Below are 22,951 nucleotides of genomic sequence, written 5' to 3' on the forward strand. Positions count from 1 at the left end.
GGTCAGCCCCCGACGATGCCTTGGACGACCTGCAACAGGACAGGGGCGAGGACGGCCAAGCCGTAGCCGACCAGGGCGTTCTTCAGTGCGCCCTTGGCCCGCTCGACCTGCGCCGGGTCGCCGCCTGCGGTGGCCCAGTAGACGCCGGCCAGAACGAGGAACAAGGTGGCCAGCGCGGCGAGGATGCCGACCAGCCAGGCCCGCAGATTGGCGATGACAACCGGCAGCGAGTTCACCGCCACGATCGCCGGCGAACCCGGATCGGCGTGCGCGGCGGCCGGCGCCGCCACGACCAGGATGACGCCGACGGCCACCGGGACGAGGCGGCGCAGGACGGGGACGTTGGTGAGAGCACGAAAACGTGCCGACATGCGGGACATGACTCTTTCACCTCCGGCCCCGCCGACGTCCGGGGACGCGGCGGGGTGCTAGCGGATGGTCACGGGAGACCGCCGCCGGGCCCGCGGACGGCACGCGCGGCGAACCAGACCGTCCCCGGGAGGAGCCCTTCCTCCCTTGTCGGGTAGCGGGTGTTCGATGAGGTGTCAGCGCACCAAGCACTGCGCGGCACCCGAGGCGGCCGGCACGGCGGGCGGCCCGACTAGGTGCGGACCCGGCGGCGGGCGGGATCCTCGCCACACGATGGGCGACGAGAAGTCCCGCACCCCCAAACCGCCGGTTGTGTGCTCTGGCGAACGCCCCCGGTTATCACCGCCACTCACAGCGGCCCACAGCAACTCCATCTCGCGCCGATGGGGCTCCGCCTCGACGTGATGGCGGATGTCGGCCAGGGACCACCGACGCGCGACACCTGGTCGCGTCGTGGCGATGTCAGGCACGGCTGTCACACACGAAGCACCGCTGAAGGCCGCCCACGTTGGCGATAGGCGCCGATGACACGGCGCGGACGACACCTCCTGCGACCATCACCGCCGATGTCACCGATGCGTTGCCATCCTGCCGCTGACTGACCTCAGGTCTCGGTGTCAGCCCGGCGTTGTGACGTCGTGGGGGGGGGGGGGGGCATTGATGGACGTCGATGCCGCGTCGCGCCAGACGCGGCATCGGTGACATCGTCGTGGTCGCCCGATGTCACAGGTGCCGGGATGTAAGTCGTTGTGAGCGGCCGTGAGCGGCGGTGAGTGTCACCTCCGGCCGGCGGCAACCCCGTCGCGCTGCATCCGGCTGTCGACGGCTCTGCCCTCGGCGGCCGGTGGCATCAGCGCCTGGCCTATGTCACAGCCCAGCTCAACGGCACTGACAGATCCAATGCCAACGACATGCCTCGATGTCACGGGTTGCCTGCCTGTGGCGGTGTCACGAGTGCCGGCGCCGCCCCCGTAGGGCCATGGCCTGCGCTGTGAGCGGGTTGTGTGACGGCCGTGGCCCAATCGGTACCGCCGCGCCGCCGTGACATCGCGACCTTGCCGAACCGGCGGTCATCTTCGACAGGGGAGTTGTGACATGAGCCTGTCCGCCACCGACTGGCCAACCTCGCCGCTCGCAGCCGCCGACGCCGCCTTCACCGCCCTGACCAGCGAGCCAGCACCCCTGACACTCGACATGGATGCCTGCGGGGTGCCCAACGCCGCGGGGTCGGGTGTCATGACACTGCCGGCGCTGCGCGACTGGCTCCTGCGTCACCCTCAGGCATACGCGCTACGCGACGGCGTGTGGCGGGAGCTGATCCGCCGTGCCCGCTTGGACGGGCCGGCGTGGGTGATCGCCGCGGTCGGGATGGCCATGCCCGCCCTGCGCCGCTACGCCGGCCAGTTGTGCGCCGGCTACGACGGCGACCCCGACGACATCGACGCCGAGATCCTCACCGGATTCCTCACCGCCCTGCGCGACCGCGTCGACCTGACCCGCGACGCCCCGTACGCGGCGCTGTGCCGGGCGGCGTGGCGCGCCGGGCACCGGCTGCGCCTGCAGGCCGGCGAGTACACCTCGATCGCCGACGTCGACCACCTGCCCGGCTCCCGCACCCCCAAGGTGCCCTACGGACACCCCGACGTGCTCGTGCGCCGCGCCGTCGGCCTGGGCATCCTCGACCTAGACGACGAACAGCCCTACATCGACGTGCGGCTCGGGCGGCGGGCGATCGAGCCGATCGCCGCCGGACTCGGCATCACCGTCGACGCCCTACGCATGCGTCTGGGCCGCATCGACACCCGCATCGCTGACGCACTGCACAGGGGCCTGCTCACCGGCATCGCCTCCCCGCACGCCGCCGCCACCCTCGCCGCGCAAGCCGACCACCGAGCAGCCACCCGCGCCGGCCGGACCACCACCAGCCGACCACACCTCGACAACGAAGCCGCGGCGGCCGCCTGAGGCGTCCACTGGCACGGCCCTGCCTGACCGGCCCGAACTCGCAACACCCGGCGGCGCCCTCACCCTCTCCGGTGAGGGCGCCGCCGCATGTCCCCACCGCACAGCAGCCCAACCCCACACCCCGCCCCGCCCAGCCGGGTTGAGCGGGCGCACCTGGAGCCAACAGACGGGGTGCTCGCCACCCCCTCACCAGCCCATGGCTATACCACCGCTGACCTGCGATGTGAGCGCAACGAACCCCTGACCGTGAGCGCTTGCGAGCCGCTGTGAGAACCGGGGGCGTTCGTCAGAGCACACAACCGCCGGTTTGGGGATGTCAGCGCACCACCCGCGCGGCGCGGAGCCGACATCCAGATGAGCGAGCACACGCCGCAGCACCACCACGACCCCGCCCACCCCGTCGACCCGCATGTCGACCCGACCCTCATCGACCTGGTGGCCGGTGACCCGCCGGTCCCGATCACCGTGTGGCGCACCGCCCGCACCGACGCCGACACCGGCCGCGCGATCGGCGCCCGGCTGGCCTACCGGCTCGTGGCCGCCTACAGCCGCCCCGGCGACGCGGTCATCGACCTCACCACCGACCACGCCCTCACCAGCGCCTGCACCACGGGCGGGCGCCGGCACCACCCCGGCTGGTTCACCGACGCGTCCAGCCTGATCATCGGCCCGCCGACCCGCACCGACCCGGCCGCCCAGCCCGACAACGGCGACCTGCCGGACACGGCCGCCTGGTTCGGTGACGACCTCACCGACACCAACCTGCCCCCGTTCAGCAACCCGGCTGCCCCTGTGCCCGACGGCGCGTCCCTGGCGGAGGCGACCAGCCTGGTCGTGGCCTGCTGGCCCCTCGACACCGCCGACGCGACCAACCGCATCCGACTGGCATGGCTGTTGACCGCCTGCGGGCGGCTGCTGCACTCCGGCGGCTGCCTGATCCTCGTCGTCACCGCCCCCGCCAGCGCGGCCGCCCCGCAGGACTTCACCCCCGTCGTGCACGCGGCCGCCGCCGTCGGGCTGGGCTACCTGCAGCACATCGTCGCCGTCACCGCCGACACGTGCGGCGACGCGTTCGTCTACCACGTCACCGACGAGGAACTCCTCGCCCTCGCCACGCAGGCCGAGCAGCCGTGGACGGTGGCGCACCTGCAGGTGCACGCGGACCTGTTGGTGTTCACCCACCACCAGGCGCCGACGCCCCAGCGGAATCCCCGCGCGCGAGGTGGTCACCGTGGCTGAGGACCTGCCCTTCACCGCCGACCCGAACCAGCCGACAGACCCGGTCGAGGACACCCACCACGGCCAGCACCGCCTCTACGAGGACCGCCACCGCGACACCGGCGAACGCCGCGTCCTGGACGGGCCGGAGGGACTGTCGGTGTGGGCGACCGCCCAGCGGACCGGGCCGGTGCAGCGCCGCGGCCGCTACGTGCCCGAGTCGGTCAAGCACCCCGCGCGGATGCTGCCCGCGATCGCCGCGCACGCCATCGCCGCCTACACCCAGCCCGGCGACCTGATCCTCGACCCGATGTGCGGGATCGGCACCACCCTGGTCGAAGCGATCCACACGGGCCGCGACGCGATCGGGGTGGAGTACGAGCCGCGATGGTCGAACATCGCGGACGCGAACATCACTCACGCGCAGCAGCAGGGCGCCGGCGGCCGGGCCTCCGTGGTCCGCGGCGACGCCACCCGCCTGCGATCCCTGCTGCCCGCCGCCCTCACCGGGCAGGTCGCCCTGGTCGTCACCTCACCGCCGTACGGGCCCACCGTTCACGGCCTCGTCCGACCCGGCGCCGACGGGGTGGCGAAGTTCGACAACGCCTACAACGACGGCACCGACCGCGGGAACCTCGCCTACCGGGACCTCACCGGCCTCACCGACGGGTTCGAGCAGATCCTGTCCGGCTGCGCCGCCCTGCTGCGCCCGGGCGGCACCGTGGTGGTCACCGCCCGCCCGTGGCGCAAGAACGGCCAGCTCGTCGACCTGCCCAGCGCGGTCATCGCCGCTGGTGTCCGCGCGGGCCTCATCCCCACCGAGCGGTGCGTCGCGCTGCTCGCCGCGGTCCGCGACGGGCGGCTCGTCGCCCGGCCATCGTTCTTCCAACTCCAAGCCGTGCGCAAGGCCCGCACCGGCGGCGCCCCGCTGCACCTGATCACCCACGAGGACGTGCTGATCTTCCGGCGGCCGGAACTGCCCGCGGAGGTCGCCGATGACTGACGACCACCCGAGGGCGCCAAGGCCCGGACCGGTGTGCGGGAGGTGGCGTGAGTGACCACGGTCCCGGGCCGCGGATCGGATCGCTGTGCACCGGATACGGCGGCCTCGACCTGGCCGTCGAACTGGTGCTCGGCGGCCGCGTCACCTGGTACGCCGAAACCGACCGACACGCCCGTGCCGTCTGCGCCCACCACTGGCCGCAGGTGCCCAACCTCGGCGACATCCGCACCGTCGACTGGACCCGGGTCGACCGTGTCGACGTCCTCACCGCCGGCTTCCCCTGCCAGGACATCTCCAACGCCGGCAAACGCGCCGGCATCACCGGCCCCCACTCAAGCCTCTGGCACCACATCACCCGAGCCCTTCGCCTTCTTCGACCACCCCTCGTGTTCGTGGAGAACGTCGCCGCCCTCCGCAGGCGCGGACTCGACGTCGTCCACACCGACCTGGCCACGCTCGGGTACGACACGAGCTGGCTATGCCTACGCGCATCCGACATCGGCGCCGCCCACCGACGCGACCGGCTGTTCCTGCTCGCCACCACCAGAGGCGGGGGAGAACGTGCGGACACTCCCGACACCCTGCGCCCGTGACGGCAAAGGACCCGGACACCAGAACGGGCTGCCCGACGTCATCGAATCCCACGGCAGCCGCCACCAGCTGTTGCCGACCCCACGCGCCAGCGACACCGGCACCCCCGGCCGCCGGGCAGGCGACGGCTTCCGGCCGCCGCTGTCACAGGTGCTCCTGCCCACTCCTCGGGCGACGGACGGGCAGAAAGGCTGCCCGGGACAACGGGGCTCCCACGGGGACCTCACCCTGCCGTCCGCAGCCGTGCGATGCGCAGCGCCTGCCCTCCCGACGCCCCGGGCCTCCGATGCGCGAGGCCCCGGCCACCACGGCGACGGCGGCCCCGACCTACGCACCACCGTCGCCCAGCTCACCACCAGCAGCCTGGGAACACCCGATCAGGCGACCTGGGGAATCTACGCACCGGCGATCGCCCGCTGGGAGCTCCTGATCGGCCGGCCCGTTCCCGCGCCCACCCAACCCGGCCAGCACGGCAAGCCCGTACTCGCACCGCCGTTCGTGGAATGGCTCATGGGCCTACCCGACCACTGGGTCACCGACCCCACCCTCGATCTCCCCCGCACCGGCGCCCTGCGCGTCCTCGGCAACGGCGTCGTCCCCGCCCAAGCGGCGACCGCCCTCCGTCTCCTGCTCTGCCGCCACCGCTGAACGCCACCACACGGAACTCTGCGCGGGCAGCCTCATGCGGCTGCCCGCGGAGACCCCCGTCCGCCTTGGCCACGTCACCTCCACGCTCCCGGGAGCCCACTATGCCTTTGAACCCTTCGCGATCCCGACGCCGGCTACCGCCGCCCACGCCTCCACCCGCCCATGCTGGTGATCTATCCGACGATCAAGGCCCGCGCCTCTACACCCCCGCGGAGGCCGCGGCGCTGCTGCGCGTCCCGGAGTCCTGGCTGCGCCGCCGCGCCGGGCGCCGCCAGATCCCCCGCACCTTCCTCGGCAAGCACCTGCGATTCTCCGCCGCCGACCTCGCCGCCATCATCGCCGCCGCCGCCGAACCCGCCGCCGGACGGCGACGGGCCAAGCGACCACCACCACCCACCGGCACGACTTGAGCGCCCCCCGAAGTCACGCGTCAATCACCGCCGCACCCGAACCGACCCGATCGGAGTAACCCATGGCCTGGGTGGAAAAGCGCGGCACCAAATTCCGTGTCCGCCTCCGCATGCCCGACGGCACCGTCACCACCGACTCCACACACGAACGCCGCACCGACGCCGCCATCCGCGCCAAGGAAATCGACGTGGAAGTCGCCCGCGACACCTTCATCGACCCGCGCGGCGGACGCATCCCCCTCAGCGACTGGGTCCACATCTGGGAACAGACCCACCAGGCGTCTCCCGCCACCTGGGCCGCCTACCGCAGCCACCTACGGCTGCACATCCTGCCCACCCTCGGCCCGTTGCCCCTGGTCGACATCCGCCGCCAACACATCAAGACCCTCGCCGTCGCCCTCGGCAACCGCCTGGCACCCCGATCCGTCGCCGACGTGATCATGGTCCTGTCGATGATCCTGCAAGAAGCGGTCGAAGACCGCCGGCTCCCCTTCAACCCCTGCCGAGGCATCCGCATCCCCAAAGGCATCCGCGCCGAACGACCTCACGCCACCGCCGAGCAGGTCGCCGCCATCGTCGCCCGCCAAGCCCGCCCATCCGACGGGCTGATGATCCTCACCGCCGCCTACACCGGCATGCGATGGGGAGAAATCGCCGGCCTCCACCGCGACAACCTCGACCTCACCCTCGGCAGCATCTACATCCACCCCGACGTCGGCGCCCTGCACGAAGTCGAAGGCAAGCTGTACCTCGGCCCACCCAAAACCAACGACTCCGTCCGCCACATCCGCCTACCCCGCTTCCTCACCAACCTCGTTACCACTCACCTCGCCAACCACCCCCACCACACCGTCTTCCCCGGCGCCCGCGGCTACCACCAACGCCGCTCCAACTTCAACCGCCGCGCCTGGACCCCCGCCGTCGCCGGAAAACTCGAGCGGGGTACCCCGCCGATCCTGCCCGGCATGCACTTCCACGACCTACGCCACACCCACAAGACGTGGCTCATCGAAGACGGCATCCCCGAGATCGCCCAAGCCCGCCGCCTCGGACACCGCCTCGCCGGCGTCAGAGGCATCTACAGCCACGTCACCGAACCCATGATCACCAACCTCGTCGACGCCCTGCAACGACGCTGGGACACCACCAAACCCGAGCGCGGCGACGGCACCGTCCGGCGGCTGCGTCCGGTCGCGTGACAGCCCCATGGGGAAGGATGAGGACACATGCTGCAGGCGTTCGTAGCCAGCGCCATGTGCAGGAGAATCGCGACGCACGTCGAACTCGCCGCCCCGGCGGCAGGCCCGCTGACTGGCCGCAGCGCTGACCTCAGGAACGTGACGCCTTCGACGCAGTCCGGCAGCGCCACGGCGACCAGCAGTGGTGGCTGCTGTTCTCCGGCGTCGAGGCCGGCAACGGCCACGGCCGCCCGGTCGATCCGACCGAAGCCGCCCGGATAGCCGCCGCTTTAACCTCGCCGTATCGGCATGCGCTGGTGTGGACCGCGGGCTTCTACGACGACGCCGGATTCTGTGGCCCTGCGACGCGCCCTACTGCCACCACCACTGGAACGTCTCCCGCACCGGTTACGGCACCTGGCGACACGGCCACGGCAACAGCCTCGACCCGTTCGGATGGCCCGACGATCTCCGACCGACAACGTGGCCGAGCCATGCCGCTAACCGGTGCGGCACGCTGGCTCACCCCCTCAGGCTCGCCCTACGCCGTTGCCCGGGGCCGCACTGCGCTACCGCTCCCTCAGCTCTGTCAGAGGACGATGCAACGATGGACCCGTGACGTTGATCGATGAGATTCGAAACCCATCGTCCTCACTGTCGACGTTCCTGCGACACCAGCTACCTGGACGGAACTCTGTCGTGACCCGGTGGACACGGGAGCTGGCTCTGGCCACGCAGGTGCCGGCGCCCACAACCCTCGACCCGTCCGATCGCCCCCGACTGGGGAGCGCCTTCGAGATGCGGCTCGGCTTCGACCTGGCAGACCAGGCACCGTATCCGGACCTGCTGCCGATGCTGCCACCCCAGGAAGCGACACGGGTCCTGATAGCCGCCGGCCTCCAGAAGGTCGACATTCCATCGCCAACCCCAGACGGACTCAATAGCTGGAGACGACGGACCGACTGGAATTCCGGGACGGCCGACGGGCATTTACACAGGGACGTGTGGAACCTGTCCGAGTTCGCCGGCTTGCTCCGCAGGACGGGCCGGCCCGACCGGCAGCAGTGGCAGGGCCTGTATCGCATCATGCAGGAGAAGGTCTGGCCGAACGCCTACCCCGCTGGCGTCGCCGACGCAATGCCGACGCTCTGGCGCGCCTACCTCGACGGCGGACGCGGGGAGATGATGCGACTCGGGACCCCGCGCGTGACCCAGCCCGTGTACGACGCGTTCGCTGTCGGAGACCTCGTCCTCGGTGGTTGCCTGGTCGACATCAAGGTGTATGCCGACCCCGCACCGGCGCTACCGGAATTCATGGATCAGTTACTGGGCTACGTCCTGTCCGACTCAGCTGACGCCTTCGCGATCCGGTCGATCGGGGTATACCTCGGCTGGCACGCCCGCCTGTTGACCGCCGAACTCTCCGAGCCCCTTGGCTGCGAGCAGACGCAACTGGTGCAGTCGCTGACAGAACTCCGTACCGCCATGCGGGCCATCATCCGTCCCGAGGTGCAACGAGCGCGCTTCTACAAGCACGGCACCCTCCCCGGACCCCCGGGTGAGCATCCGTAAGCAAGAGCGAGGCAGGTGCAACCCGCCAGCCGCGCAACGATGAGGCAGCCATCGTTCAATTTGAGCCACTGACGCCGAACTCGCCGAAGCTCTCGCCTCGCCGCGGGCCTCCGTCCGGATTCGGCTGAGTCCCCGCATCGTCCGACGAGGCGACTGGTGGAAAGGGGCCGAGGGTCTGGGTCAGGACGCTCCGCTCTGCGTGTCCCGGGCTGATCGCTAACCAGTCGATCCCGACCTGCGGAGTCGCTAGTGCCTTGACCACGAACGTTCGCGGTGTTGAGCGGACGGTAGCCTCGGCGCGGTGGCGGAGGATGACTTCATGATCGGGCTGAGCCGGGACGAGGCGTTGGTGTTCTCGGACTGGCTTCATCGGATGATGGGCACTGCCGATTTCGACGAGTTGGTCGATCGTGACCGGGCGGTGTGGTCACCGCTGTATCGCATCTCGGGTGCGCTGGAGACCTCGCTGGTGGAGGTGTTCAGGCCGGACTACCCGGTCCGGCTGCAGGAGGCGAGGCAGCGGTTACTGGATGCGCTTGGCGAGGTGGGGCGGCCAACCGGCGCGTGACGCTCAGGCAGCACGTGTGGTCGGCTGTCGCCAGACTTGTTGGCGTTCGCTGCGAATACGGGCGCGCTCGCGGCGTTGGGCGGCCATAACGTCGGGGTGGCGTGCGTTGGCGTTTCGCCAGCGCAGGTAGGCCTGCAGTTTGCGGGTCAGGACGGTGTGATTCGGGTGGTCGGAGCCGGCGATCACGAAGGTCCGCAGCGGGCCGAACTGCGCTTCGATCGGGTTGGCCCAGGACGCATACGTCGGGGTGAAGCACAGTTCGACCTTGTTCCGAGCCGCCCACGCCCGGATCTTGGTGCCCTTGTGCGCGGACAGGTTGTCGAGGACGACGTAGATCGGCGCCCCGTCCGGACGTGCGGCCCGGATCGATTTGAGCGCGGCCAGGGTGTTGGTGGCGCTCTTGCGACGTCTGACCACACCCCAAAGTTGGTCGTCACCGACGCTGTAGCAGCCGTGAAACTGCCGGACCCCATGCAACTTGTGGTAGTTCGCCGGCAGCCGCTGCGGATGCCCTGACGGCGCCCACCCGGCACCGGCCTGCGGACGGATGACCAGTGGCCCGAACTCGTCAAAGGCGAACACCCGCTGCGGGAAATGCGCGGTGACGTACTCGATGCGGGCCAGCTTGACATCCCGATCGGGGTCGGTGGACTCCTTCCACGTCTTCGTCCGCTGGAACGTGATCCTGTGCTGATGCAGGATCTGTCGCAGCCGCTCCCGGCCGATCCGAACTCGGCGGGCGGCATGGCCGGTGAGGTAGTCGGCGAGCTTCCGCACGCTCCAGCGGGTGAACGGCCGCCCCAGTGCTTCCGGGCGGGCGCTGGCCGTCTCGACGATGAACGCTTCGTCATCGTCGCTGATCAGGCGGGGACGGCCACCCGCCCACTGAGGGTCCAGGCTGACCATGCCCATCTCGTTGAACCGGTGAATGACCTGCCGAACCGTGTCCTCATCCGCCTGCACCAGCCGGGCGATCGCCGGCACGGTGTTCCCACCGGCTGAAGCGAGCACGACCATGGCCCGCCGTAATCGGACTGCCGAGCCGGTACCACGACGGGTGATCCTCAGCAGCTGCTGACCCTCCTGGTCGCTGAGCCGCCGGACGCGCACGGGTTCTGCCACCGCCACAGCCTGATGGCCGCGATGCCGTCCGTCAGCCAGGCCGGACGGCGTGTCATCGAACACCGCGAACCTTCGTGGTCAGAGCACTAGCCTGATGCCCGTGGGGGAGCAGCCGTCAGGCCCGCAGTGGTGCATCGTCGGGAACCTGCTGCCGTATCCGTATAGCCCGCGCGGGCCGCTGGCCGCCCATCGCAGTCAGAAAATCTTCCCCGCCGGTGCGAAGCTGTACGTGATCGGCGGCTTCGCCGGGATGGGCTACGAGACGGTCACCGTGATCGGTCACACCCACCGGCGGCGCCGTCCGGTGCTGGCGCACCTCAAGGCGGCGTACGTAGGCGCTTGGCGGGCGGAGCTGGTCTACTGGCCGGTGCTGCTGCGCATGATCCTGCGCGCGCAGCGGGAGCAGCCACGCGAATGCCACCGCTGGCTCAACCCACCCCACGACGGTCGCCAGGGTCGATATGAGGCTGACGACCCCGCCTACGGGGAGCACTTGGCCCGCATCGCCGCCAGCTTTCGCCAGACACCGACCGGCAGCGGGTGAAGCTGCACGCTCCCACCCGCCGACACGAGCAACGCGTTGTGGTGAGGACCGGCTGCCGCGGCGGCCAGTCCCGGGCCGGACGCGGAGTTCGTCTTCGGCCCCGACGGCGCGTGGCGGTAGGGGAGACCGACATGACGCGAAGCCGAGTCAGGCATTCCACCCACGATGAAGAGTCGAAGCTGTACGAGACGGTGCCGCACCCGGGGTGTGTGTGGAACTACTGAATCGGCAGCAAGGGCAACTTCGCCACGGATCGGGCGGTGTTCCCTGAGGCCGTAGAGGCGGCGCAGGCGTCAGGCGCCGATCTGGACGATTCCTCCGACGATGACGAACTTCATCGCTGTGTTCCGTCCGTGTGGCGGCCCACGTGGTGTTCTCGCACGGTAGTAGGGCTCGGTGTGAATGGAGTGACGCCTCGGTGAGTCCGTCGTTTGCGTCGATGACAGGTGTAGCGCGGCAGGACCGCCTGGCCGCAGCCGCTTTGACCACGGAGGACCGGCCGGCGCCGGGCGGCGACCGCGAGCGTCTGGAGATCGCCGGATGCTGCCGCCGCGTCCGGTCGAAGGTTGAACCGTCCAGGCAACCGAGGCGGCTCGACTCAGGTCGGTCCTGCGTCTCCCACCACACTCACCAAGCCCTGAACCCACCGGACCAAGAACTCCCGCACGTGTAGAGGTACCGCCCTCTTGTCGAGCTCGCGCTCGAAGGCCTTCTGCGCCTGCTCGTCGCCATCACGACCCGCCCGGGCAAGATCGAAAACGTGGATAGGCTGCGTGGGAGGCACACGCGCTTCCAGGTACGGCAGCGACAGCACGAGATGGCTTGAAAGATCCTCGCCCGACGGTGGTACGGGCTCCTCCTCGATACGCCGGAACGTGAAGGACGACTCTGCCTGGAAGGGCGGCAACCACGGCACCGCATGGGCTATCAGCTGCTCCCGCACGAGGTGCGCAGTCTCCTTCAACGGATGGGACTGGTCAGGTGCGACGCCGATGTCATCGACGAGAAGTCCCACCACCCATGGATATCCCGCCCCGCTCAGCGCCATGTCCGACACATAGAGGGGAAGCGCGCCATAGTTGGCGATGACGTCGCTCAGGGCACCGGCATCTCTGAGCTGCGCCCACGGCCGCCTATGACGCCACCGTTCATGCGCAAGCTCGTGCCGCTCCTTCAATTCTTCCTGCAGTTCCGCCCAAACCGCCGCACGCTCCTGATCCTCGGTGAGCAGTCGTCGAGACAGCACGGACAGGATGAAATGGGCTACGTCATCATCTGCTTCCAGCCGATCACCGAAGGCTTCTGCCAGCCTACGACGGATGAAGGTGAGGTTCCCCGGCAGGCTCTGAAATAGCAGGGCGTACAGCGGGCCATCCGCTACCCCCAACGCCCAGGGAACTGTCGGCATCACCTGAAAACGATCGGCTTCTTGGAAGGCGCATGAGCGGCTCACTGCGAGGTCAACGACTCGACACGTCACCTCCGGCGTCACACACACGTCACCAAGAGCACGTGCGCAGAAGGCAAGGAGCGCGTCTCGTTCGTCTTGCGCTGTCACCCGGTCGACGTCGTCGAGCGCGAGTCGAAGCGCCGCGTCACCGCCATCGTCGACGTTGCGGTCGATCAGCTGCAGCGCGAGCTGGGCTACGACCTCCCACTGGTTGCGGCGCACGTGTGGCGCGAGCTGCTTCCAGACCTTCGCCGGAGTTCTCGCTCGGCGTACGAGATGCTCCGCGGCGAAGTATTCCAGGGAGGTGCGGTGCGAGAACCCGAAGATCGGTTCGGTAGCGGTAGAGCCGACTTCCACCAAGATCCAGGCACGCCCGGCGCAGTAGTCCAGGAACTCCGTCGCCACGGCCGCCGCCTGGTCCTCGTCGAATCCTTTGCCGGTCAGATGTCGCTCCAGGGCCGCCTTGATGCGGCTGCGCGGCTGCTCCGGAACCTTGTGACGGGTGAGCAGTGTCCACGCGAGGTCTTGAACGGCGGAACGGACTCGGCCTTCGAACCCCAGCGCACGGGAAATGCCCCGCATCTGGTCCCACTGCTCGAAGACCATCAGGGCACACCGCTCATAGATCTGGCCGCGATTGCGAGGAATGAAATGATCGGTGGCGTACATGGAGCACAGCACACTGAGCAGCAAGGGACTGCTGCGCAGGTCGTCTATCCGTTCGCTTTCCCGCAGAAACGCGCTGGCCAGCCGATCTCGCTCAACAGGCGGTAGCCCGTCGTCGAGGCGGAACCATCGTCGCACGTAGGACTCGACACGTTCGGCGTCGAACGCGGCGAGCACGCAGGTACGAAACAGCGTGGCGTCGAGCGCCGCCTGCGCGTACCCGACCCGGCGCGACGTCGCGATCACCGGCACGAGCGGATAGAGCAACACGAAGCCTTTGACAAGGTCCGCGACACGGCTGCGAAGGCTGATGTCGGTCAGTTCGTCGAGCCCATCGAGGATGACCACAGCGCGGCCGTTCATCAGCAGGTACTCCACCGTGTCGGTGGTGAGGCTGACGTTGTACGGATCCTTCGCGACGCTCACGAGGTGCTCGACCAGCGTGCGATCACCTGCCTCCAGGGCGGCCGAGAAGTGACGAAGCACGACCAGTAGCGGCACCACAGTGCCGTCCGGGTCGGCTGCCAAGTCGTGGGCAAGCTTCGCCGCCAGCGTCGATTTACCTGCCCCTGGATCGCCCAAGATCACATGCCGGCGTCCCGGATCGACCAGCTCGTCGATGACAACCACGGTCTCTTGAGGTGCATCTAGATGTAACGACGGCGCCACGTAGAGCTGATCCCAGGGAACGCTGCGGACCTTGCCGTTGTGCGGCATGCGCAGATCGCCGTGCACTGATGCGACCTGTGAGCGCAGGCGTGCCGACTCAGCATGAATACGGCTGAGCTCAGGCAAACGGCTGAGAAGGACACCGTTGCGGGCAGCGGCGGCGGTGAGGTGCCCCTGGGCCGCCAACGCCTCGGTCGCTGTGGACCCTGCCGAAGAGTGGGCCACCGCCCTGAGCTGATCGAGCACCACGTCGGTCAGTCCGAGCAGACCCTCGACCGGCACTCCGGCAGCGAGGCGAAGTCCGTGGCGCAGCTGCTCACGCACCGCCGACACGTGCTCCTCACGAGCGCCGCCCCCAACGCTCAGCTCGGTGATCACCAGCTGAAGGGCAACCTGCTCGAAGTCCGGAGACGTCAAGTAATCGGCCAATCCCGAAGCCTCGCGGGGCGACAGGTCTTCCAGCAGGACGGCGGCAGTCTCCTGCGCCATGAGAGGCCGAGCGGAGTCACGCAGTCGCCGGACATGGGCGTCACGACGCACCCGCGCGATCAGCTGCCCTGCGACTCGCGCGGCAGCCCGGCTCAAAGCTGCTTCCGCACCAGTGACCATTAGCCGTCCCCCTGCTGCGGCTCGTCGCCGACGGCCGGGTCAGTGTGACCTTCCTTCCGGTGACCGTGGACACCTTCCTGCTGCTGACGGTCGCCCGCCTCCAGAATCGACCGGTTGATCGGCACACAGTGCAAGAAGCGATCTCGAAGCTGGCCACCCAACGCTGCGGCCTTGTCGAGCACCAGCGACCGGGCGAGACTGACCGACCGTTCGGCGGCGCCGATGTCGCCCAGTGCGTGCTGCACAGCGGCGCGCCGGAAGAGCACCTCCTCTGCGGTGACCGCAGCGAGGCGCCATCCCGCCTCGCGCAGATGCTCGACGGCGCGTCCGCTGAACTGGAGAGCTTGCTGAGCATCACCGTGGTCGAGGTGCCACTGGCCGAGCAAGGACAGCGTGACGATCTCGCTTCGCCTCATGCCGGTGCGTTGGGTCTCCTCGAGGCAGGTGCGCAGCATCTCCCCGGCGAGCGTGTCATGAGCCGGATCTACGCCAGCCATGGCCATCAAGCACTCCGCGTAGAGGTTTGCCACCAGTGGCGCGAGGTTTGCCTGCCACGTCACCGCGGCCTCAGCCTGAGCGTTCCGCAGATGCTCCAGTCCCGACGCATCCTGATGATCGTGAACGCGGCGGGCGCCGAGGTAGGCAAGGTTCACTGCATGCCAACCATCAGGCTCTTCTTCATCGCGATATCCGAGTGCCTCCACCAGGCACTGTTCGGACTCCGCATAGTTTCCGACCCCAGCTTCCGCCTGTGCCAGATAGTTGAGCCCGATGGGAAGCAGGCCCAGATTCGGGCGCCGGCGGACCTGCTCGATGGTGGCGCGAAGCCGGGTCAGCGCGGCACCGAGCCGTCCCGCGTCGTACAGGTTGACGCCGATTTGCAGGGCGACCATGTGGCGGGCGCGCTGGACGACCGGATCCTCCGACTGCCGTACAGCCTCGTGATCCGACGCCGTGGCCTCCGCGTGAGCTAGGACCGCGAGCCCGCCCTCGACGTCGATCTTCGGTAGCTGCCGTCCGTACTCACATCCGGCCAAGAGGATGCTCACCGGGTCGCCGGTGTCGAGTGCCTCCTGCCACGCCTGCTGAAGAGGAGGGATCGCAGTAGGGACCCCCCGCGTGTACAACAGCACCTTGCCAGACAAGTAGCGGGCGCGAATGCGGAGGTTGACATCACCGGAACCCTCTGCGGCGGAGACGGCCTCGGAGGCAAGGGCCTCCAGCCGGACGGTCCCGTCCGACTCTGGCTTGGTACGCCAGCTCAGCTCACTGGCGGTCAACAGAAGCTCAATCAGCTGAGCGCGTATCCGTGACGCCTCCTCGCCCGCAGGTGCCTGTCGGATACTCTCCAGGCCGTCCTGGGCGACCTTGATGACCTCAGGCGCTGACGCGCCCGTCTGCGAGAGTCGGCACGCGACGAAGTGCGCCACCCGACCGGCCGCAAGCCAGTCGTGCCCCAAGCGGTGATGCCGCACGAGCTCAAGCGCCACACCCTGGGTCAGATCTCGGTAGTCCTGCGAGTGCTCATGCATGATGTGGCCGATCCTGCGGTGCCGGTCCCGGCGCTGCCGTTCACTCTGATCCGAGTAGAGAGCTTCTTGCACCAGGTCGTGCTCGAAGGCGTAACGGTCGGCTCCCAGCCAGTCGTCCCACCTGTCTGACTGAAGCACGTGCAGCAATCCCGTGTCGCTTGCCAGCCGGTGGAGTCGGTCGGCCACTCGATCGCGCTGCTCGTCGAGAACTCTCGCTACCACGCTGCTATGAAACGTACGTCCTTCAACCGCGCCGACTGCCAGGAGCCGGCGATCCTCGTAGGAGAGCCGGCTGAGCTGCGCGGTGACCATCTGCCGTACCTGCTCCGCCAACCGCGCATCGTCAGGGTGCGCCATGACCGGACCACCTGGGCCGGGCGGCAACGCTAGGCCTTTCCTGCGAGCGAGCGAGTAGCGGAGCAACAGCGGATGGCCGCCGGTGCGTTGGGCCAGTTCAGCAGCCGTCACATCCGCGGACATGCGCGCGGCGTACTCGGCGACGGCCGACTCGGGCAGGCCACGTAGCTGCATACGCCGAGCGAGACCCTTTCCCAGTAGGTCTTCCGTGAGTCGACGCGCGGCAGGGTTTGCTCGGAGCTCGTCGCTGCAGCCGACCAGGACGATCAGGACTGGTTGGTCCTCGATGGCGCGGGCGACATAAGACAGCACGGAGCAGGAGCTTTCATCGATGCGATGGAAGTCGTCGATCGAGATGACCAACGGATGCCGCTCCTTGACGATGCGAAGCAGCGCTTCTGCCATCGCTCTGGCGGCGGTGTGGTTCTCGACCAGCGGCGCTCCGGGGACCGGCCCGGAGAGGGTTTCCGCGACCATCTTCAAGGTCGACCCCACCCCTGGGACAAGAGTCAGGAGCTCTGGCCAGCGCTGCTTGACCGCGTCACTTGATCGGCGCCAGAGACGCGTCTTGCGGGGCCTGTTCTGCTCGATCAACAACACCAGGTCAATGAGCGGCCCATATGCCTCTAGCTGCCCTACCTGAAGGTGGCACTCCACTGACAGGAACTCAGCAGGCCCGCCTGCCTGCTGGACTTGACGCAGCAAGGCGGTCTTACCGATACCTGGCGGACCATCGATGATCAAAAAGCCGCCACGACCACCGCAGGCATGGTCCACCAGCGTCCGGACCGCTGAGCGCTCATCTTCCCGGCCAACGAAAAGATCAGCGGACATCTGACCTCCGAGAGATGCGCCATCAAGGTGGTTCGATCCTGCCAGACGGCCTCCACATGTCGCCCTGAGCCGGGGCGATCCTCAGGGCGCCGACGAATTCCACCCCGGTGTCGACCGAATGCGTCCATGAGGGAGCGCGGTGGGAGCAGGTGGGAGCGCTGAGGCGTGGGACGACAGCGACGGGGACAGCGCGTGGCCGGCCCGGAGACCCAGGTCATGGCGATTGATCTCTGCGGCTGTCGTGCCTGACCTCTTCGGTGTGCCCGAAAGCTTCAGCACCCGTGGCTCGAGTTCGCAGGCCGACGACGTCCGCTCATGCGGGAGGTAGTGCGTTCGCCGTGGGTCGGGGTGTGCGGTCCGGGGTCATGCCTGGCTCAGGTCGATGACGTTCCCGTCGGGATCACGGACACAGGACGTACGCGGTTTCCAGGCGAAATCGGTCGGGGGATGAACCTCGACGCCGCCGGCCTCTATCGCACGGTCATGAGCGGCATCGACGTTGTCAACGAGCAGCCCAAATCGTGTGCTGTCATGCCTCGACATCCCTCCGTCCCGCTCCTCTAGCGTGATCAGGAAGAACCGGTCGGTGCGGTACGTGCCGAACTGCACCGACGAGATCGCTTCGTTGAACACGACGTCGAACGCAGCCGTGTAGAACACGGCCGCCTCCTGGACGTCTGCGACCTTGATGCGGATCTGCACAGGACGAATGGTCTGCAAAACTGGCATTGCAGTTCCCTTCTCGATGAATTCGTCGACGGCGACGATCCGCTGCGACACCTCGCGGATCTGAGCAACCAATCGCTCGCGGTGTGCATCCAGCGCTGACCGCACCTGTCCTGCAGGTCGGCCCACCACCGCACGAACCTCGTCGATCGGCACGCCCACCGCGCGCAGGCCGCAGATCAAGCGGGCGTCGTCGAGCTGGCCATGGTGGTAGCGCCGGTAGCCACTGCCTGGATCAACCTGAGCCGGCTTGAGCAGTCCGACTTCGTCGTAGTGACGTAACGCAGGGATTGTCAGGCCGGTCGCCGCAGCGAACACACCGATGTTGAGCAGAGCATCACCGTTCACCCATCAAGCTTCGAGCCTCAGGCGGCGTGAGAGTCAACATCAGCGCCCTCAGGATCAGCGCGGCGCTCTCTTCTGGTCGCGATCCGCTTGCCGCCTGCCCACGACGGGTCGGGCTGGCTGGCGACCGGACATGGCCGAGATGAGGGCGCGGGCCGCAGGGGAGGCGAGACAGGATCGACCTCCGCCCGCCCTGGTGCCTGCGACAGTGACGATCTGCTCGTCGAGTGCGGTGATCGTCTCCTCCGCGAGGCGTCGAGGCAGGGCATGATCACCACTGGAACGTCTTCCATTCCCGCTGCGGAATGCACCCTTCGCTGGTGTCCCAGCAGCGATCAGCCCATGCCTTCGCCACCACGACGGGGCGGCTGAGCACAACGTCGCCGGCTCGCTGCGCCCGTAGCAGCACCCCCAGTTGGGGGGAGCACGGATCGGCGTGCTGCGAGTACCGCAAATCGATGTCGCGGGCTGCGAGATAGTCACTGAACTCGTGCTCCAGGCGTGACGGTGTCTGCCCGACCAGCCGCATTCCCTGAAGGATCACCTGAGGGCCGCGCAGCGCGTTGAGCGCGATACCGGCCATTCCGATCGATCCGTCGTAGTAGGTGGTAGCCGCCGGCCCTGACAGCCCCGCGTCAGGGTGGGGCTCCAGCCAGAAATCTGCCCACCCGTCACCGCCCGGGGTGCCCTGCCGGGTGGCAGCTGCGAGGACACCCTGCACCGCTGATTGAACGTCGTCGTGCGTCATGCCGAACTTCATCGGGCCGACACGCTCGAAGGGCGTGAATGACCACCGGAGCCGCTGTGACTCCAGCAGAACGTCCCACACGTCCGTCCGGCTTATCCCTTGACTCCTGTGTGTGGCGGCGATGCAGCGAAGCTGAGATCTTGAGGTGCATCGACAGAAGCGGCTCTGAGGTCCACAGGGTCTGCTGCACCGATAGGTGACATCTGAGATGGCTTGCCCTGCGGGCAGGCTGGAAGGATGTCGCTGTGCCCAAGCCCTACCCCAGAGAGTTCCGCGATGACGTCGTGCGTGTCGCTCGCGACCGCGAGCCAGGCGTGACCGTCGAGCAGATCGCCAAGGACTTCGGGGTCCACCCGATGACGCTGTTCAAGTGGCTGCGCCAGGCCGACATCGACGCTGGCGTCATGCCGGGGACGGCCAGCGATGAGTCGGCCGAGCTACGCGAGGCGCGCAAGCGGATCCGGTTGTTGGAGCAGGAGAACGAGGTCCTGCGCCGGGCCGCTGCCTACCTGTCGCAGGCGCATCTGCCGGGAAAAGGCTCTACCCGCTCGTGAGCGAGCTGGCCGCCGACGGGATCCCCGTGGCGGTGACGTGCCGGGTATTGAACATCGCTCGCCAGCCCTACTACCGGTGGCTGGCCCGACCGGTCACCATCGCCGACCTGGTGGCGGCGTACCGGGCCAACGCGTTGTTCGACGCCCACCGCGACGATCCGGAGTTCGGCTACCGGTTCCTGGTCGACGAGGCCCGCGACGCCGGGCAGCCGATGGCCGACCGCACCGCGTGGCGGATCTGCTCCGGCAACGGCTGGTGGAGCGCCTTCGGCAAGCGCAAGCGTCGGGGTAAGGGCGGCAAGGTCGGCCCGCCGGTGCACGACGACCTGGTCCGGCGGAATTTCACCGCCGACGGCCCGAACCGGCTGTGGCTGGCCGACATCACCGAGCACCACACCGCCGAGGGCAAGCTCTACCTGTGCGCGATCAAGGACGTCTGGTCCCACCGCATCGTCGGCTACTCCATCGACTCGCGGATGAAGTCCCGCCTGGCCGTCGCCGCACTGGACAACGCCGCAGCCAGACGCGGTGACCTGGCCGGCTGCATCCTGCACACCGACCGCGGATCCCAATTCCGTTCCAGGAAATTCGTCCGAGCCCTCCACCGCCACCGGATGGCCGGATCGATGGGCCGTGTCGGCGCCGCCGGCGACAACGCCGCCATGGAATCCTTCTTCGGCCTCCTGCAGAACAACGTCCTCAACCGACGATCATGGACCACCCGCCAGCAACTACGGATCGCGATCGTGACCTGGATCGAACGGACCTACCACCGCCGCCGACGCCAACGGTCACTGTCCCGATTGACCCCCGTTGAATTCGAGACCATCATGCACCCACCGGCCAGTCAGGCCGCGTGACTACGCCTGTCACCTGCCGGTGCAGCAGACCCATGACTGCTCCGGCAACAGTCGCTCTGGTGATCGTCACCGCCGCAGCGTGGCACACGTCGACCGCTGGCGGTTCAGAGGACCGACGCCGTACATGATATTGATCGCCTACCGCGATTAGTTGCGACGGTCCCTGGCTCTGACGGGCCTACTCGCGCGGCGTTGCAGGATGCGGGAGAGCCGGGGCAGATGGGCGGTGACGCGTTCCTTACGCGGCTCGGTAGCCCGGAGGCGGGCCCGCGATGGCTGCTCCTCGGTGAGGTCGGCTTCGACAGCGTCTATGAGGACGATGTGCCGCTGGCGGCATGTGCGGAGATCGAAGGACTGTTCACCGACCTGCCTCAGCGACCGCGGGAACGGTTTACCCTCGTTGGCTGCGCTCCTGACGGCGCTTTCGCCGACCTGCTCAACCGGCTGCCCGCCGAGGCCCTCGGCACCGAACGGGCCTGGCTCGACGACGTCGCGATAATGGCGCCCGCGCCATCGAAGAGCATGTCGCCGTCCTGGTCGGGCGAGTACCTCGGTGACGTGCTCGTGCTCGGACAGCGGCCAAGCCGGGTGGGGCCCGGATTTGTGGACATCGACCTCGACGGGCTCGTCCACGTCTACGACCGCACGGATGCCGTGGTGCGTCCCGGCAACGTCGCCCAATTCGTCCTCCTGGGTGGGGACGAGACGCCGTACGGCACATGCCGCGACGTCAGCGGCGTGTTCCGCGAGCAGGCCCCACCGCTGGTGCCGCAGGTCCGGCTTCTCGGCTGCCGGCCGGAGGCGCCCTTGCTGGCCGCGCTCGACGCGGTTGGGCAGTCGAGCAAGGCCAGCCTGCGTCGCCGTCGCATCCGCGCTGAGGTGCACACGATCGCGGCCGACGGCTCGGCCCACCGGGTGATCGACGCCGTGGTGTCCGGAACAGTCGAGTCAGGCGAGCCGTCACGGTTCGGGGGCGAGCTCCTCGACGTGACCGTCGACAGCGACCCACAGGAACCGCTGCCCACGGCAGTCCTCGACATCCTCACGCACTGGCACCACGGGCCGCCCGCCCAGAAGAACATGTGGTCCGGCTACGGCCGAGAGTTGCGACACCAGTGGGCCATGGTCGCGGCCGCCCACCAGTCTGTTGCGCAGGACCGACCGGCCGGCACTACGTACGACCTCGACGGCCGGTTCGTCACGGACATCGAAGGGTTCTACTGCGCGGTCGGCGAGGCGATCAACGGCCCGGGCGGATACTTCGGCTGCAACCTCGACGCCTTCGACGACTGCCTTCGTGGAAGGTTCGGCGCATCGACGCCGTTCCGGCTGGTGTGGCACGACTCGACCGTCGCTCGTGACCACCTCGTCGCCGGCTACGACCGGCGACGACTCGCACCGGCGGCGACCATGGAGCACCTGCTCGGCATCTTCGCGGAACACGACGTCGAGATCGACCTGCGTTGAGCCGGACCGTCGCTGCTGCGCTGTAAAGCGGTTCGGACTTGCGGATTCGGTGTCGTCGTCGCAGCGACCGGCCCGCAGCTCGTGGAGAGTCGGCTGACAGATGTCCTCCCGGAGCGGATTGGGAGTTGCTCGACGCGGTGACGCCGAGGCAGCAACCGCATCGCAGACGGTGGTTTGGTGCAGCACATCCGGCAGCCACGCCGGTGTCGGCCTGGGCGGCGGCACCCGGTGTTTGCCGGTCATACGCCGGTGACGTCGTGCCGAGATTGGGGAGCGGGGTGGGAGCAGAAGGGTGCACTGAACGGCGTTCAACAGCATCAAGCGGCAGTGAACGGCATCCAACTGCACCCACCCCGACCTGGACGTTCTCGTTTCCGCAGGTCAGAGTCGGTGCAGCGTCCTGCTTCACACGGAGTGCTCAGCGGTTTACGCAGCAGTCGGCAGTGATCTATGTCGCCTGGCAGGGAGTATGCGCAGGTCACGGCGGTAAGGAGCCGCTGCACGGCCTGGCCTTTCAAGTGGGAGCAGATTGGGTGCAGGTTGGCGAAGTGGTCACCCCGCCCGAAGGGCTCACCGACACCGGACAGGGAGGGCGGCTTTGACCTGCGGTGATGCGGTCGAGCGGTGCGGCGTGACCTCCCTGAAAAGACCGAAGTGGTCAGCGCTGGCTGCTCCCCGCCTGGCTGCCGCGGCTTGTCGTACTTGGCCCGCTGACGCCAGTCACCGGAGCCATCATCCATCGACGTGCAGCTCCAGATCCGCCGTGGCGGAGTCTTGTCGGGGTTCCGGCAGCTGAGACTCGAATCCCACGGACAACCCTCTGAGCAGGGCTTCCTGGGCGGTGACCTCTTCGGCGTGCCCGAAGTGGTCTGTCAGGTAGCTCAGGGGTCAGGCTCGGTGGTGGTCTACGGCAGATGGGGCGGCCGCCGCCGTTGCGGCGTGGTCG

Annotated in this window: 18 protein-coding genes; 12 read left to right on the forward strand and 6 right to left on the reverse strand. The window is 68.4% G+C overall.

The genetic code is table 11. The annotated features are described in order from the left end of the window. Nucleotides 1-2 precede the first annotated feature (2 nt). The gene (locus GA0070622_RS13230; protein ID WP_091573576.1) at nt 3-380 is read right to left on the reverse strand and encodes a pilin; all 378 of its coding nucleotides are present in this window, start codon (nt 378-380) and stop codon (nt 3-5) included. 1,084 nt (nt 381-1,464) lie between these two features. On the opposite strand from GA0070622_RS13230, the gene GA0070622_RS13235 reads away from it, so the two are divergent. The 9 genes from GA0070622_RS13235 to GA0070622_RS13275 all read left to right on the forward strand — a co-directional run bounded on the left by GA0070622_RS13235 (nt 1,465) and on the right by GA0070622_RS13275 (nt 9,522). Beyond that, nucleotides 1,465-2,334 (forward strand): hypothetical protein, encoded by an 870-nt coding sequence (locus GA0070622_RS13235; protein WP_091573577.1) that lies wholly within the window; start codon nt 1,465-1,467, stop codon nt 2,332-2,334. Between the two features lie 354 nt (nt 2,335-2,688). Next, nucleotides 2,689-3,573, forward strand: coding sequence for a hypothetical protein (locus tag GA0070622_RS13240; RefSeq protein ID WP_091573578.1), 885 nt, complete (start codon nt 2,689-2,691; stop codon nt 3,571-3,573). Between the two features lie 4 nt (nt 3,574-3,577). Continuing rightward, a complete protein-coding gene (locus tag GA0070622_RS13245; protein WP_425412777.1) occupies nt 3,578-4,555 on the forward strand; it encodes a TRM11 family SAM-dependent methyltransferase in 978 nt (325 codons plus the stop codon). 47 nt (nt 4,556-4,602) lie between these two features. Beyond that, nucleotides 4,603-5,148 carry a DNA cytosine methyltransferase gene (locus GA0070622_RS13250; protein ID WP_091573580.1) on the forward strand — a complete coding sequence of 182 codons (546 nt, stop codon included), beginning with the start codon at nt 4,603-4,605 and terminating at the stop codon, nt 5,146-5,148. A 508-nt stretch (nt 5,149-5,656) separates the two neighbouring features. Further along, entirely contained in the window at nt 5,657-5,794 is a 138-nt protein-coding gene (locus tag GA0070622_RS33075; RefSeq protein ID WP_245666223.1) for a hypothetical protein, read from the forward strand. A 101-nt stretch (nt 5,795-5,895) separates the two neighbouring features. Beyond that, nucleotides 5,896-6,204 carry a helix-turn-helix domain-containing protein gene (locus tag GA0070622_RS13260; protein WP_141684555.1) on the forward strand — a complete coding sequence of 103 codons (309 nt, stop codon included), beginning with the start codon at nt 5,896-5,898 and terminating at the stop codon, nt 6,202-6,204. A 62-nt stretch (nt 6,205-6,266) separates the two neighbouring features. After that, entirely contained in the window at nt 6,267-7,403 is a 1,137-nt protein-coding gene (locus GA0070622_RS13265) for a tyrosine-type recombinase/integrase (RefSeq protein WP_091573582.1), read from the forward strand. 594 nt (nt 7,404-7,997) lie between these two features. Further along, nucleotides 7,998-8,954, forward strand: coding sequence for a hypothetical protein (locus GA0070622_RS13270; RefSeq protein WP_141684556.1), 957 nt, complete (start codon nt 7,998-8,000; stop codon nt 8,952-8,954). A 301-nt stretch (nt 8,955-9,255) separates the two neighbouring features. Then, nucleotides 9,256-9,522, forward strand: a complete 267-nt coding sequence (locus tag GA0070622_RS13275; protein WP_091573553.1) for a hypothetical protein — start codon at nt 9,256-9,258, stop codon at nt 9,520-9,522. Nucleotides 9,523-9,525: 3 nt separating this feature from the next. Here the strand turns inward: GA0070622_RS13275 and GA0070622_RS13280 are convergent, their stop codons facing one another. Then, nucleotides 9,526-10,644, reverse strand: a complete 1,119-nt coding sequence (locus tag GA0070622_RS13280) for an IS630 family transposase (protein ID WP_245666598.1) — start codon at nt 10,642-10,644, stop codon at nt 9,526-9,528. Between the two features lie 100 nt (nt 10,645-10,744). Between GA0070622_RS13280 and GA0070622_RS13285 the strand changes: the two genes are divergently transcribed. Further along, nucleotides 10,745-11,188 (forward strand): hypothetical protein, encoded by a 444-nt coding sequence (locus GA0070622_RS13285; protein ID WP_141684557.1) that lies wholly within the window; start codon nt 10,745-10,747, stop codon nt 11,186-11,188. 598 nt (nt 11,189-11,786) lie between these two features. On the opposite strand, the gene GA0070622_RS13290 is transcribed toward GA0070622_RS13285, so the two are convergent. From GA0070622_RS13290 to GA0070622_RS32845, 4 genes are all read right to left on the reverse strand, one after another. After that, a complete protein-coding gene (locus tag GA0070622_RS13290; protein ID WP_176710462.1) occupies nt 11,787-14,462 on the reverse strand; it encodes an NACHT domain-containing protein in 2,676 nt (891 codons plus the stop codon). A 119-nt stretch (nt 14,463-14,581) separates the two neighbouring features. Next, entirely contained in the window at nt 14,582-17,305 is a 2,724-nt protein-coding gene (locus GA0070622_RS13295; protein WP_091573586.1) for an ATP-binding protein, read from the reverse strand. 363 nt (nt 17,306-17,668) lie between these two features. Beyond that, entirely contained in the window at nt 17,669-18,379 is a 711-nt protein-coding gene (locus tag GA0070622_RS13300; protein WP_091573587.1) for a MerR family transcriptional regulator, read from the reverse strand. A 268-nt stretch (nt 18,380-18,647) separates the two neighbouring features. Next, nucleotides 18,648-19,136, reverse strand: coding sequence for a hypothetical protein (locus GA0070622_RS32845; protein ID WP_218060573.1), 489 nt, complete (start codon nt 19,134-19,136; stop codon nt 18,648-18,650). Nucleotides 19,137-19,369: 233 nt separating this feature from the next. Between GA0070622_RS32845 and GA0070622_RS13310 the strand changes: the two genes are divergently transcribed. Both GA0070622_RS13310 and GA0070622_RS13315 read left to right on the forward strand, forming a co-directional pair. Continuing rightward, a protein-coding gene (locus GA0070622_RS13310; protein ID WP_091568968.1) for an IS3 family transposase occupies nt 19,370-20,538 on the forward strand; the annotation gives its coding sequence in 2 pieces (ribosomal slippage) (nt 19,370-19,654 and nt 19,657-20,538; 1,167 coding nt in all). A 219-nt stretch (nt 20,539-20,757) separates the two neighbouring features. Then, nucleotides 20,758-22,005 carry a barstar family protein gene (locus GA0070622_RS13315; RefSeq protein ID WP_245666225.1) on the forward strand — a complete coding sequence of 416 codons (1,248 nt, stop codon included), beginning with the start codon at nt 20,758-20,760 and terminating at the stop codon, nt 22,003-22,005. Nucleotides 22,006-22,951 lie beyond the last annotated feature (946 nt).

Origin of the sequence: Micromonospora sediminicola (genome assembly GCF_900089585.1) — a bacterium.
Lineage (GTDB): Bacteria > Actinomycetota > Actinomycetes > Mycobacteriales > Micromonosporaceae > Micromonospora > Micromonospora sediminicola.

Bases quoted from the DNA above. Each gene is read 5' to 3' on its own strand.
- GA0070622_RS13230 (WP_091573576.1), bottom strand. From the start codon at position 380: ATGTCCCGCATGTCGGCACGTTTTCGTGCTCTCACCAACGTCCCCGTC.
- GA0070622_RS13235 (WP_091573577.1), top strand. From the start codon at position 1,465: ATGAGCCTGTCCGCCACCGACTGGCCAACCTCGCCGCTCGCAGCCGCC.
- GA0070622_RS13240 (WP_091573578.1), top strand. From the start codon at position 2,689: ATGAGCGAGCACACGCCGCAGCACCACCACGACCCCGCCCACCCCGTC.
- GA0070622_RS33075 (WP_245666223.1), top strand. From the start codon at position 5,657: ATGGGCCTACCCGACCACTGGGTCACCGACCCCACCCTCGATCTCCCC.
- GA0070622_RS13260 (WP_141684555.1), top strand. From the start codon at position 5,896: ATGCCTTTGAACCCTTCGCGATCCCGACGCCGGCTACCGCCGCCCACG.
- GA0070622_RS13265 (WP_091573582.1), top strand. From the start codon at position 6,267: ATGGCCTGGGTGGAAAAGCGCGGCACCAAATTCCGTGTCCGCCTCCGC.
- GA0070622_RS13290 (WP_176710462.1), bottom strand. From the start codon at position 14,462: ATGGCGCAGGAGACTGCCGCCGTCCTGCTGGAAGACCTGTCGCCCCGC.
- GA0070622_RS13295 (WP_091573586.1), bottom strand. From the start codon at position 17,305: ATGTCCGCTGATCTTTTCGTTGGCCGGGAAGATGAGCGCTCAGCGGTC.
- GA0070622_RS32845 (WP_218060573.1), bottom strand. From the start codon at position 19,136: ATGAAGTTCGGCATGACGCACGACGACGTTCAATCAGCGGTGCAGGGT.
- GA0070622_RS13315 (WP_245666225.1), top strand. From the start codon at position 20,758: ATGGGCGGTGACGCGTTCCTTACGCGGCTCGGTAGCCCGGAGGCGGGC.